The sequence below is a fragment of the Arthrobacter sulfonylureivorans genome (genome assembly GCF_022637435.1).
GTDB classification, from domain to species: Bacteria; Actinomycetota; Actinomycetes; order Actinomycetales; family Micrococcaceae; genus Crystallibacter; species Crystallibacter sulfonylureivorans.
Genome location: NZ_CP093326.1, coordinates 3,790,579 through 3,803,511 on the forward strand (window position 1 = coordinate 3,790,579; position 12,933 = coordinate 3,803,511).

At 62.0% G+C, this 12,933-nt stretch carries 11 protein-coding genes; 1 reads left to right on the forward strand and 10 read right to left on the reverse strand.

The annotated features are described in order from the left end of the window. The first annotated feature begins 146 nt into the window (after window positions 1-146). Complete coding sequence (aceB, locus tag MNQ99_RS17410; RefSeq protein WP_241913859.1) at window positions 147-1,787, forward strand: malate synthase A; 1,641 nt, start codon at window positions 147-149, stop codon at window positions 1,785-1,787. A 459-nt stretch (window positions 1,788-2,246) separates the two neighbouring features. On the opposite strand, the gene MNQ99_RS17415 is transcribed toward aceB, so the two are convergent. The 10 genes from MNQ99_RS17415 to MNQ99_RS17460 all read right to left on the reverse strand — a co-directional run bounded on the left by MNQ99_RS17415 (window position 2,247) and on the right by MNQ99_RS17460 (window position 12,467). Continuing rightward, the gene (locus tag MNQ99_RS17415) at window positions 2,247-3,965 is read right to left on the reverse strand and encodes a DUF2075 domain-containing protein (protein WP_241913860.1); all 1,719 of its coding nucleotides are present in this window, start codon (window positions 3,963-3,965) and stop codon (window positions 2,247-2,249) included. After that, window positions 3,952-4,269: a nucleotide pyrophosphohydrolase gene (locus MNQ99_RS17420; RefSeq protein WP_241913861.1), complete on the reverse strand. Its 318-nt coding sequence runs from the start codon at window positions 4,267-4,269 to the stop codon at window positions 3,952-3,954. The genes MNQ99_RS17415 and MNQ99_RS17420 overlap by 14 nt, the downstream gene beginning before the upstream one ends. 221 nt (window positions 4,270-4,490) lie before the next feature. Then, window positions 4,491-4,832 carry a YciI family protein gene (locus MNQ99_RS17425; protein WP_241913862.1) on the reverse strand — a complete coding sequence of 114 codons (342 nt, stop codon included), beginning with the start codon at window positions 4,830-4,832 and terminating at the stop codon, window positions 4,491-4,493. A 111-nt stretch (window positions 4,833-4,943) separates the two neighbouring features. Beyond that, on the reverse strand, window positions 4,944-5,786 hold the full coding sequence (locus MNQ99_RS17430) for an ABC transporter ATP-binding protein (RefSeq protein ID WP_241913863.1): 843 nt from the start codon (window positions 5,784-5,786) through the stop codon (window positions 4,944-4,946). Beyond that, a complete protein-coding gene (locus MNQ99_RS17435) occupies window positions 5,776-6,549 on the reverse strand; it encodes an ABC transporter permease (protein ID WP_241913864.1) in 774 nt (257 codons plus the stop codon). Before MNQ99_RS17435 ends, MNQ99_RS17430 begins: the two co-directional genes overlap by 11 nt. Continuing rightward, window positions 6,546-7,442, reverse strand: a complete 897-nt coding sequence (locus tag MNQ99_RS17440) for an ABC transporter permease (protein WP_422387473.1) — start codon at window positions 7,440-7,442, stop codon at window positions 6,546-6,548. Before MNQ99_RS17440 ends, MNQ99_RS17435 begins: the two co-directional genes overlap by 4 nt. Further along, window positions 7,439-8,899 (reverse strand): MmgE/PrpD family protein, encoded by a 1,461-nt coding sequence (locus tag MNQ99_RS17445; RefSeq protein ID WP_338423132.1) that lies wholly within the window; start codon window positions 8,897-8,899, stop codon window positions 7,439-7,441. The genes MNQ99_RS17440 and MNQ99_RS17445 overlap by 4 nt, the downstream gene beginning before the upstream one ends. After that, entirely contained in the window at window positions 8,896-10,044 is a 1,149-nt protein-coding gene (locus MNQ99_RS17450) for a flavin reductase family protein (RefSeq protein ID WP_241913867.1), read from the reverse strand. The genes MNQ99_RS17445 and MNQ99_RS17450 overlap by 4 nt, the downstream gene beginning before the upstream one ends. Further along, window positions 10,041-11,324, reverse strand: coding sequence for an acyl-CoA dehydrogenase family protein (locus MNQ99_RS17455; protein WP_241913868.1), 1,284 nt, complete (start codon window positions 11,322-11,324; stop codon window positions 10,041-10,043). The genes MNQ99_RS17450 and MNQ99_RS17455 overlap by 4 nt, the downstream gene beginning before the upstream one ends. 150 nt (window positions 11,325-11,474) lie before the next feature. Continuing rightward, window positions 11,475-12,467, reverse strand: a complete 993-nt coding sequence (locus MNQ99_RS17460) for an ABC transporter substrate-binding protein (protein WP_241913869.1) — start codon at window positions 12,465-12,467, stop codon at window positions 11,475-11,477. Window positions 12,468-12,933 lie beyond the last annotated feature (466 nt).

A 12,933-nucleotide genomic window follows, 5' to 3' on the forward strand; every position in this document is an offset into this window, starting at 1 on the left:
CCGCGGGCGGCCTTACGGAATCTATTAGCCGCGTTCCGGACCCCCAATCGGCTCCATCAGTACCGCACCTCATCCGAAGGTTACCTTTGGCAACTAGGCCGGGCTCCGGCGTCGTACTTACAAAAGTTTTAGGGAGTGAATGAGCGATGAATGATCCGATTACTTTGAACGGGATTACGTTGACGGGCTCGCCGGTGTGCCGGCAGGAGGAAGTGCTGACGCCGCAGGCGCTGGCGTTCGTGGCCAAGCTGCACAAGGCCACCGCCGACCGGCGGCGCGAGCTGCTGGTGCAGCGGGAGAACCGGCGCAAGTCGATCGCCCGCGGGCACGATCCGAAGTTCCTGCCCGGCACCCGGCACATCCGCGAGGACTCGTCCTGGCGGGTCGCTCCCCCGGCGCCCGGGCTGGAGGACCGCCGGGTGGAGATCACCGGGCCGGTGGAGAAGAAGATGACCATCAACGCGCTGAACTCCGGCGCCAAGGTCTGGTTGGCGGACATGGAGGACTCCTCCACGCCCAGCTGGTCCAACGTGATCAACGGGCAGCTGAACCTGACCGATGTGCTGGAGCGGCGGATCGACTTCACCTCCGAGACCGGCAAGGAATACAAGCTGACCGGCCGGACGCTGACCGACCTGCCCACCATCGTGGTCCGGCCGCGCGGCTGGCACCTGCCGGAGAAGCACATGCTGATCGGCGGCGAACCGGTGGCCGGCGGCATCGTTGACTTCGGGCTGTACTTCTTCCACAACGCCCAGCGGCTGATCGCCCAGGGCCGCGGACCGTACTTCTACCTGCCGAAGATCGAGTCGCACCTGGAAGCCCGGCTGTGGAACGACGTGTTCGTTCTGGCGCAGGACCTGCTGGGCATCCCGCAGGGCACCATCCGCGCCACCGTGCTGATCGAGACCATCACGGCCGCGTTCGAGATGGAGGAGATCTTGTACGAGCTGCGCGACCACGCCTCCGGGCTGAACGCCGGCCGCTGGGACTACATCTTCTCGGTGATCAAGAACTTCCGCGCCCGCGGCCCGCGGTTCGTGCTGCCGGACCGCACGCAGGTGACCATGACGGCGCCGTTCATGCGCTCCTACACCGAGCAGCTGGTCCGCGCCTGCCACCGCCGCGGCGCCATGGCCATCGGCGGGATGGCCGCGTTCATCCCCAGCCGCCGCGACCCGGAGGCCAACGCCATCGCCATGGAGAAGGTGCACGCGGACAAGACCCGCGAAGCCTCCGACGGGTTCGACGGCTCCTGGGTGGCGCACCCGGACCTGGTTCAGGTCTGCCGCGAGGTGTTTGATTCTGTTTTGAGCTCGCGGCCCAACCAGCTGGACCGCCAGCGCGAGGACGTCACGCCCGACGACGGTGCCCTCCTGAACATCGCCGGCACCGAAGGGACCATCACCGAGACCGGCATCCGCACCAACCTGGAAGTGGGCATCCAGTACATCGAGTCCTGGCTGCGCGGCAATGGCGCGGTGGCCATCCACAACCTGATGGAGGACGCCGCCACGGCGGAAATCTCCCGCTCGCAGATCTGGCAGTGGATCCACGCCCACGCCCTGACCGACGACGGCGAGATCGTCACCCGCGAATGGGTCCGCGAACTGCTGGAGGAAGAGTTCGCCAACCTGCCCCGGTTCGACGGCGACCGGTTCGACGACGCCCGCGAAATCTTCGAAGAGTGTGCCCTCGGCGAAGAATTCCCGGCCTTCCTGACGATCCCGGCGTACCAGAACTACCTGCTGGAGAAGTCACCTACCAAGGTGGTTGCTGCAGCCTAAGTCTCCTCGCTCCTCCGGTCCGGGCCGCTGGCAACAGTGGCCCGGACCGGAGGGCGGGAGTGGGGGACGTGGGATGTTGCCCGGGATGTTCTGTTCACCTCCTCGCGAATGGGCACAACATCTCGGGCCATCCCATCCGCAACCGGGGCAACACGCCCTCGGCTGCACCCCTCTAACTGTCCGGCGGTTGATCTGGGTCCTATAGCCAGCCCCCCAAGTCAACCGCCGGGTTCACGTGCCGGTGCCATCACCGGGCACAAACGGTTTCCCCTCACCGAGCGGAAGCCAACCAACTCCGCGGGACCGCCCGGTCCACGCCGTTCGCCACAGGCAGCCCGAAATCCGGGCGGCTCGGGCCGGTCCTGCGGAAACGCTGCCACTGTTGCTTCCGTGATCAGATTCTCATCCTTCAATGAGCAAGGGTGCGGTGACCAACAACGATTTGCCACCCTCCGTTGTCTAGAAGTATTGACGTAAATAGTCCCTAAGCTCTTCGTTGCAGACATAGATGTAGGTGCCGAAAATCCCTCGGGTGAGCAGCACGGTGTAAATATTCCGCACGTACTCGAGCAGATCTTGGTCCGAGTATTTGATCCCGAGTTTTGGATTGTTTTCACGGCCCTTCTTGTCGTGATACTCGGATCGGTTGAAGGTGATTTCCCCCGCCGCATTGTCATAGCGAAGGTCTTCGCCGATGATGACGCCCGCATAGTTCAAGTCATAGCCTTGGACGGTGTGAATTGAACCGACTTCGAGCTCTGACCCGGGCGAATTGATCCAGTCGCGTTGACTCGAGTTCCACCGAAGCTTCACGCCGTCGAGTTCGATGTCAATCGCATTCTTGTCCGTCTTGCTGCTCCACTTCCAGGCGTATCCTGCAAGGAGGCGTGACAGTCCCTTCTCCTGATCGCGCAGGAGGATCTCATGTCTCATCTTTCCGAGATCTGAGAAGAAGCGAAGGTCATAGCCCTCGAAGTCCTCGCGCGTCAGCGGTGGCGTATCGCTAAGCACCTTGCGGACATACCCGACATAGTCTTGTTCCGCAGAAATCCTCATCTGCGATTGAAGCGGGTAGAGACGGCCTGAAGTTGATGCTTCCTCGAGGAGCGCGTTAGTGGTGGCGACGGGCAGATCCGCGGGACGCACACTTTGCCCTGTATCGAGCATCAGGATGGTGTGCCTGCTCTGCTTCCGGACCCAATCTAGCTGCGTAAATTTGGGGTCGTCCTTACCGAAAAGCTTCCGATTGATCTCCTCAAACTTCTTGTTGAGCGGGCCGGATGGCTGGTTAGCCCTTTGGTTGAGACGATGAGCTTCATCAACAATCAGCAGATCAAAAGGCTCGTCACTCGCGCCGACGGAAAAAGGTGTGAGCACGAGCTTTTCGTGGAGCCCAGGGGTAAGTTTGAACACTCGAGAGATCGACGCCCGGAGCGACTGTTGGGGGACGACCAGACCCACACGCAGTGTTGCCAAGAGTTCGGCACGTGCTGGGGTGAAATATTCGCTGAAGATGGAGTCACTGTCTAGTGGTTCTTCAGGGTCATGCCGTCGAATGTCTTCCAGCAGCTTCAGGAGATAGATAGCGACGACGGTCTTCCCCGTGCCGGGATTGCCTTGAACGACGACAGTGCTCGGTGTATCGCTTTCTAGATCAGCGAAGAGTCCGTCAAGGATGTCCTCAACAGCGATCGCCTGATCATGATTAAGCGCTTTGAACGGTGAAAGCTTGAAGAGGTCACTGTTGATGATTTCAGGGAGGGTGCGCTGGAACAGGTGCTCTTGGGTTCGGAGCTTTTCGAAGACCTCTTCGAAGCTCTTCCTGTACACTTCGCGGTCATAGTAGTCGGCGTCGGTGATGCCCGCGTTTTGGTTGAGCACCTGATACTGTCCGTCTCCGGAGAACATCCGGATGAGATACGATTCCAGATCCAGGCACGCTGACTTGTTGAAAGTTTCGTTTAGCACGACGCGAACCCAGCTGAGCCGACGCTTCTCGTCTGAGTCTAGATGCTGCCGCATACGGCTTTCGGAGTTCAACGATTCGCCGACGTACACTTCGGTGTCATTGTTCATGACGTACACAACAGGCCAGTTGCGGTGTCGAAGATCGGCCGCGCCCCACGCGCGAATTTCGTTCGGGTCGAATGGGAAGCGTTCGAGGCTAAAGTTGGTCATACTTCTCGCTTCGACCTCGTGCTTTTTCTATTGGGTACTTCTCGCCTGTTTTCTTCAGCTTCTCTAACACGATGGCTTGGGGATCGACGCCCAGTCGGTCGGCAAGGAGAATACAGTACGTGAGTACGTCCGCGAGCTCTTCTTGCGCGGAGCGAAGATTTTCTCCGCCCCATTGGAAGCACTCAAGGAGCTCCGCAGCCTCAATACTGATGCTCTTTGCAAGATTCTCGGGTGTATGAAACTGCTCCCAATTTCGTTCGGCAACGAACGCGCGAAGTGTTTCAAGGGCAGATATCTCTTGCATGAATCAAAGCTATCAGCCACCGATACAGCCCCGGGCTAGCCGCTGTCTATCGCCATAACCGTTTAGTCGCACATTGACGACCTATTATTGGCGGGCCGCGCCCCTGCGGAGGCACAGTGAACAAAACGTCGGGCGCGGCTCTACTTACGGAGCCGCACCCGGCGTTTTTCGTTGCTACATGTAGGCCACGAGCCCGGCGGCAAGGAGCAGCCGTCCAAGATCTAGCTGGCCGGGTCGTATCCGAAAGCCCGCACTTCCTGGGCGCAACGGCAAGCGACCGCGAACTTCGCGGCCCACTCCAGGGCCGCGTCATATGAGGGCAGCTCCAGCACCGAGTAACCGCCTTCGAGCTGTGTCGTCTGCGGGTAGGTGCCCTCGCTCACGGTTTCATCGCCGTCGACCCTGACAGGCGGGACGCTCCCATCGATGCCGCCGCCGAACACCCACACACCGGCATCCTTCGCCTCCTGCACCACCGCGTGCGACGAATCCGAAACGGCCGGCAGGTCCTCTTCGGAAACGGCCATGGCGGCACTCGGAAACGAGATCAGATACTTCGTCATCGCGTCGGCTCCTTCTTCGCAGCACGGGATCAACTGCATCCTTGCCGATGCCGCCGCGCTGCGCAAGGATCTCCGTGGGCAGGCTTCCCGGAGTGGGGTTGAATCCTCAGGTCACACTTCCACCCGCCGTACGCCCTTCTTGGCGAGCTGGATCTGCTCGTAGACGTGGTGGCGCAGTTCCGTGAAGCGCGGCAGGGCGCGGGTGTTGAGCTGGTCGCGCTCGTCGGGCAGGTCGATCTCCAGGTCTTCCTGAATCACGGTCGGCGAGGAGGACAGGATGATCACGCGCTGCCCTAGGTACACCGATTCGTCGATGTCGTGGGTGACGAACAGAACGGTGACGCCGAGCTTCTTCCAGACCGTGCGGATCAGGTCCTCCAGGTCGGCGCGGGTCTGCGCGTCGACGGCGGCGAAGGGCTCGTCCATCAGCAGCACCTCGGGCTGGTAGGCCACCGCACGGGCGATCGCCACACGCTGCTGCATACCGCCGGAGAGCTGCCACGGGTAGGACTGCGGCACGTGGTCCAGGCCCACAGCCTCCAGCGCCTCGTCGACCAGGCGGTCGCGTTCGGCCTTCGGCACGCCCTGATTTTTTAGGGGGAGCTCCACGTTCTCCCGCACCCGCATCCACGGGAACAGCGAACGGCCGTATTCCTGGAACACCACCGCCATCTTCTTCGGCGGTCCCACAACTTTGGTGCCGTTGAGCAGCACTTCGCCTTCGGTCGACGCCATCAGGCCAGCAATGCATTTGAGCAAGGTGGTCTTGCCGGAACCGGACGGACCGACCAGGCAGGCCAGCTCCCCGGCGCGCAGGTCGAAGGTGAGGTTGCGGACGGCCTCGATGTCACCGCCGTCGGTCTTGTAAACCTTCTTCAGGCCGCGGACCGAAAGCATTGCCTCGTTGGCGGGCAGGGTCTTGCCGGCTGGCGCCGAAATTGTGTCAGGCTGCATTTTCTACCTCTCGCAGGCCGTGATACCAGCGCAGGATCTTGCGCTCGGTGAATTGGAAAACGAACGACATGGCAACACCGATCAGACCCAGCACCACAATGCCCGACCACATTTCGGGGATCGCGAACGAGCGCTGGAACTGCACGATGGTAAAGCCCAGCCCCGACGAGGAGGCGAACATTTCGGAAATGACCATCAGGATCAAACCGATCGACAGGCACTGGCGGACGCCGGCCATGATCTGCGGACCGGCCGAGGGAAGCACGAGGTACTTGATCCGCGCCGTGCCAGAGATTCCGTAGGTGTGCGCCGAGTCCGAAAGTACCGAATCAATGGCACGGACGCCTTCGATCGTATTCAGCAGCACCGGCCAGATGCAGCCGGAGATGATGACCACGATCTTCATCGAGTCGGTGATGCCCAGGAGCAGCATCAGCACTGGCACCAGCACCGGCGGCGGGATCGCGCGGAAGAACTCCAGCACCGGCTCGGTGAAGTCACGCAGCCACTTGACCGAACCGATCAGCAGGCCCGCGGTGATCCCGATCAGGATCGCCGAAGCCACCCCAATGAGCAACCGGCCGATGCTTGGCAGCACGTCGGAAAGGAGCCGCTCCCCGAACCAGGTTTCGGCGAACCTCTCCGCCAACACACCCGGCGTCGGCGTGAAGAAGTTCGTTTCGCCCAGGGTCGCGGCCCACCAGATCAGGACCAGGATCGCCGGCAGTGCCAGCGCGTAGACGATGCCTTTCAGGACTTTCACACGATCACCTCGGAACGGATGGAGGAATGCCAGGACAACGTCTTGCGCTCAATAAAGCGCATCAGCAGGTTGATCAGTACACCGATCAAACCGGTGGCAAACACCAGCGCATACATCCCCGGAATCGCCCCGCCGGACTGCGCCAGCGCGATCTCGCGGCCCAGACCCGGAGAACCGATCACCAGTTCGGCCGTGATCGCCAGAATCAGCGCCACCGCAGCCGCCAGCCGCACACCGGTCATCAGGTACGGCAACGCCGTGGGGAAGACCACGTAACGGACCCGGGCGAACCGGCCCAGGCCGTAGGACTTCGCCGTTTGCATCGCCACATTGTCCACATCAGCCACCCCGTAGAGCACCTGGATGAAGACCTGCCAGAACGACGCATAGGCAATCAGCATCAGCGAGGACTCGATCTTCACGCCGAACAGCAGCACGGCCAGCGGAATCAACGCTACCGACGGAATCGGCCGTAGGAACTCCACCGTGGAGTTGGTGAACTTCCGCAGGAAGTTGGACGAACCGATGACGAAGCCAAGCACCACCGCCAGCAACACCGCCATCACCAGGCCAAAGACCCACGCGAGCATGGTTTCGCCAACCGCCACCCAAAATGCGGGCAGCCCGAAGTCACGCACCAGAACGGCAATCACCTCGGACGCCGGGGGCAGGAACCGCGCTTCAACAATCCCCACCCGCGGCACCAATTCCCACACCAACAGGAATCCCGCAATCCCCGCCAGGCCCAGCAACTGCTTTGTCGGCAGCTTCCTTTTCGCGCCACGTCGGGCAGAACGTCTGGTCGAAGATCGGTTGGAGACACTGAGGTCTCCGATGGCACGGCTTCGGGCATCCAGTGGCGCGTGGAGATCTGGCGTGCGAAGTTCCGTCATCGCTGATTGTCCATGACGTCGGCCGTTCGCTGGCTGACCAGATGGGACAACAATTCACGGACATCTTGGATGTCCTGAACTGCGCCCAGCAGCACCTTCAATCCATCGACCTGCGACTGGCCTAGTGGGTAAGGGGCATACTTCAGGCAGTCATCGAAGCCGTGGGCATGCTCCTCGAGCGTCAGCGGGTTACCGGGATATCCCGGCCCGATTTCAAGTTCGCGGGTCCAAACAAATCCGTCCGCGCCCTGAATAACAAGGCGCGACGCCGAGTGACCGGTGATTGCTGGATCATGCTCAACGTTGATGCGGTCAAACAGCGGATGACCTTCGAGTTCCTTCACTGCTGATGGCTCGAAGTGGGCCAGGGTGGAAGCCCCCCGGACTAACGCGTTCGTGATGCAGTACGCCGCACTGAACTGCGCATTCACCCTCGGGTTTGTCCCCGACGCGAAGGGCTTGCCGATGAGGTTGAAGGCGAACTCCGGCAAATACAGGTCGATGCGCTCCGCCGACTCTGCCCTTAGGCTCTTCTCCTCGATGGCCGTGAGCACGGATTCGGTGGGCCCCTGGGTTAGGCCACAGCAAGGATACTTTTTGAAGAATGTGCCCAGGATGGCCCACGACTCCCCTAGCCCGGCCACCATTTCTTCCGCCGTGACCTGGTCACGTCCCCAGAGATGGGTGTAGCCGAACTTCCCGGCCAGAAAGTTTCGGGGTCCCGAAATTCCGATCAGCGCGAGCTGGACACATTCGATGGCGTTGGACGCGGTGAAGCCCTGGATGAATCGCACGGCCAGGCTGGCATCTGCATTGGACTGGAAACTACCTGAACAGCGGTTGAATGCCAGGCCCATGGCGTCCCTGGTCTGGATCTCGTCGAGCCGCAGGATCCGAGCCGCCGCAGCGGTGGCGCCAAAAAGGCCTGCCACTCCCGTTGGATCGAAGCCGGCATACTGTTCCTCGGTGAGGTTCAGCTGTGCCCCGACCTCCAGCCCGACGACCAGTCCGTCCAACAGCTCGGCGCCTGTGCATCCTCCTCGGACCTCCGCGGCCACCAAGGCCGCAATGATGACGGATGAACCGAGGTGCAGGCCCGGCACCATGGTGTCGCAGTAGTCGAGCGCGCGTGCCATCGTGCCATTGAGGAGCGCTGCACTCCGTGCGGGCATCAAGTCACCGTAAACGAGGGAGCGCGCTTCGCCGACGCCGGCTTGGCCCACGAGGTGATCGCGAAGTTCCCGGATGCCGTCCTGGGCTGCCCCGGCAACGGCCGTGCCGATGACCGTCCGGAGGATCTGAACGGCCATCTGCCGCACTTCTTCAGGAGCGTCGCCGGCTGTGGCGGTAGCGGTGAAACGGGCAAGCCGGTCCTCCGGCGTGCGGTCGGCGTCCGCAGTCCTGGTCATGGTCATCTTCTCCTTGGTATTAGCCGCCGCGAGATGTGAGGCCGTCATGCTGAACCTGCCTGACCGGCCAGCGCTTTGAGTTGTTGTCCCCAAATGCGGATCTCGTCCCCGGACATGGCGGGCAGGTGGGATATCCGCAGCATCATTTCGCACCGGCCCGCAGTGTTGTGGATGGGTGCAACGAGGCTGGCGCCGGGTGCCTTCCCGTCCGCAGGTTGCGGCGGCTGCAGGTCCCGAACCCCTTCGGTGAGTAGTTTCCGGATCTCGCGATGTCGGGCCGGGGTAACCCCTTCGATCCCGTAGTCCTCCAGTGCGGGGAACAGCCGATTGTCACGGAACAGGCCTGAGTGGGATCCGGTCCAACCGTGTCTACGGAGGTGGTCGAGCCGCTGCAGTGAAACCTGCGCCATGTCCTCTCCGATGGTCGAGGCCCTGGCGAGCCATTCATCCACATCCTCCTGTGACGCCCCGGACAGGAACACCTCGCCAAAGGGCGGAGCCAGCGGAAGCTTGGATCCAAGAACCGTGGGCGTTGACACGCCCTGCCCCTTAACGATCGCCACGGCGACGGCGTGATCGCCGACCTTGGTATATGCGGTCACCTCGGCGTTGGCCTCATTGGCCAGCTCCTCCATACCGTTCCGGATGCCCTGCACAACGCTCACACTCTCGGCCACCAGCGCGTCGCTGGGAGCCACGAAGGACCCGGGCACGAATCCGCCGTATCCGCCTTGGAATTGCAGCAACGGGGCAACCGGCCGGTGGATCTGTACGTCCTTCACCAGACCGGTGGCGAGGTAGTGGTCGCCGGCCTCCGTAACCGCGGCCAGATCGCAGTCAATCGAGAGGACGACATCGTCAAGTACCGGAGCCCCGTGTGCTGAGGGCCTCCACGAAAGGCCCTCGAACTTGTCCGGCTGGCGGCGCATCAGTGCCCGACAGACATGCTCCTGGTCGTGGGCGAGGATATTCACCGTAAAGAAACCGGATTCACGGATCCGCTCGAAACTCCTTGAACTTTTCATCGGGAAAAAGCCCACCAAGGGTGGGTCCACAGAGACCGAGGTGAATGTTCCAACGATCATGCCGAGGGCTTGACCGTCACTATCCAGACTGGTGATCAGAGCGACACCCGTCGGGTGATGCCCCAGCGCTTCGCGGAGCGTGCTGTAGTCCAAAGCCTGCGCCGTCACAGCGCCTCCTGGGCGTGGAGGGCCGGTTTGGCCACGACCCCGAAGGGCACCTGCTCCCAGTCGGCACCGCTGGCGTCCATTTCGGGACCGATCCAGTCGATGGCCCGCGCCTGGTAGTTGTTGGTCGCGTGTGTCGAACAGGCCAGCAGGTCCGTCATGTAGCGCCCAAAGGACTCGGAATTGTAGACGCCCGAACCACCGGCAAGTCGGTACAGTTCGGTGCCGTAGCGTGCGGCCCGTGCCGGAATGATGGCCGACTGGAAGCGGAACTCGTTGAGCTGGCGTTCCGTCAGGAGCGTCTTTCCTTCCGCCTCCGCGATCAGCGCCGCGTAGTTGGCGTACAGCCGGCACTTGGCCTCGGACACGAAGGACCGCGCCTCGGCGATTGCCAAGGTCATCGCTGGATCCTTCGGATTGCGTTTTTTCCTCTTGCTGAACTCCACCAGGGCATCTGCCATCCCTTGGAGCGCGCCCAGCGAAGTGGGTGCCTGGGTGGCACGGGAGAACACCTGGAAAAACGGCAGGCGGTACAACAAGTCCGTGTTCACTGCGAGTCCCGGGCCTTTGCCTTCATGGACTTCATTCCACGTGAGGGTCCGGTAGTCCGGGACGAAGGCATCAGACACGATGATGTCGTTGCTGCCCGTGGCCTTCAGACCCGAGACATCCCAATTTTCGACGACGTCGTAGTCGCTGCGCGGAATCAGGAACACGTGACTCCCCACGGGGCCGGGCGCGGGGCGGGGCTCATTCTCGATGTTGGCGCCCAGCAGGGCCCAGTCGCAGTAGTCGCTGCCGGAGGCAAAGGACCAGCCCCCTGAGATTCGGAAACCGCCCTCGACGCGCTGCGCGACCTGCGGCATGTAGGGAGAACTTACCAGGACGCTGTCGTCGCGGCCCCAGATGTCTTGCTGGGCACGGTCATCGAACATGCCCAAATGGAAATGGTGAATCCCCGTCACGCCGTGGACCCAGCCAACCGAGGGGTCTCCCTCGGCCAGGATGGTGGTGACTTCGAAGGACTCGATGGGTGTCGTCTCGGCCCCGCCGTAGCGCCGAGGCTGGAGCATCTTAAAGAGGCCCGCCTCTTTGAGGTCCTCAACGGTTTCGGGGAGCAACCTCGGGAGGCCGGACTGGCGGCTCGCACGTTCCCTCAGGACGGGGACCAGTTGGCGTGCCCGCTCGACGTGGGGCGAGGAGGAGAAGTCGCCACGCAGAAAGGCCGAAATGCGGCGATCCCGTGGTTCGTCCTGCTCAGCGGTGGTCGGCATGATCGTCATCTCCTGAATCATGGAGCCTCTCATTCAAAATTCGGGATGGGCATAGCAGTAGGGTTGCCCAGCGGGGTGGAAGGGCTGATGGTCTAAGCCGGCGAGGGAACAGGCAAAGTTCCTGGTCCCCCGCCTTGCTGGTAGCGCAGAGGTGATTCGTCAGCTGGACGGCGAATACACCACTTCGTCCGGATTGACCTCTGCTTCAAGCAGGCCCCACTCGCTCATCAGTGCGGCAACGTCGCCCAAGTCGGACAGGTCGCTGGTCACGGCCAGACCCGGGGCTGACTTCTCAGCCACCTGTCCGGCAATGTCCTCGGGGATGGCCGTGTAGGTGGGAATCACGTCAGCGATCCGCTCGGGAGACTCGGCTGCGATGCTGGTCGCCTTGTCCATGGCTCGTACGAAGGCATCCACCGTGTTCGGGTTCTGGGTCACGAACTGTTTGCTGGCCACCCATCCCGCGATCGGGAAGTTCTCGGTAGGCCCTTGCCAGGCGTTCATGATTTCCCGGTAATCGTCATTGACGCCCATGGTGAGGAACGGCTCGACCAAGAAGGCTGCATCGATGTTTCCCTGCTCGAGGGCCGGCATCATGTTCGCCGGCGGGAGCTCAATGAACTTGACGGTGTGGATATCTACTCCCAGTGACTTCAGAACCGCCTTGGAGGTGATCTCTTGGATGGAGGCCAGGGAATTCAGCGCCACAGTCTTTCCCTCCAGATCCTTGGGCTTCTGGATGGGACTGTCACCCGGTACGTAGATTCCCTGCGGACTATTGCGGTTGTTGTCCCGGACCACCTGCAGCGGAAGGCCCTTGGTAACCCCCTGAAGGGTTGCCACGTAGCTGGCGTAGCTGAAATGTACATCTCCGGAGATCAGGGCCGGCACCTGCGCCGCTCCATTGGCCGCGTCAAGGATTGTCACGTCCAGGCCTTCCGCCTCGAAGAGACCGTCCTCGACGGCGATGTGCAGGGGCGCTACGTCTGCGAACGGCAACGCGCCGACGGAGATTTCCGTGGTTTCAAGCCCCGACCCGTTGTCGCTGGCGGCACTTTCGCCGGAGCAAGCGGTCAGGACTAGACCCAGTCCGAGGAGGGCGGAGGCAACGGTCGCCCTCCCTCCGCGGCTTTTTGGCATAGACGTCATCATCTTGAACTTCCTTTCCGTGACCGGCCCTCAACGCTGAATGGCCGGGGTCGAAGACTTAGCGCGCATCACGCACTGTTGTGACGAACGTTACGCAGCGAGCGTACCACTACATGGTTTTGTTAATCCATAGCATGAATTTCTTAGTCGAAAAACCACTAGATGAGTCATTTAGCGGGATAGTTGATCCATTGTGTGGTTCTGTAAAAAGGGATCCAGGGTCGCTTGCAGACCGGCAGTGAGCATGGGAAACGGGGCACAACCGCCCCTGTGGGGCGCGCCCGGCTGCCGTTGGGCATTCCGGCAGCCGCTGGTGGCCGCGGCCCGTAATGACCAATTGCACTGCGATTGCGGCGCTGCAGAGGAAAAAGACTGGGAGCCGCGCACCCCGGGCGGGGTTGTGTCTGGGCAGCCCCATGGCACGTAGCTGCACGGGGAGACGATCTGACCAGCCGCCGGAGGGGCCGCG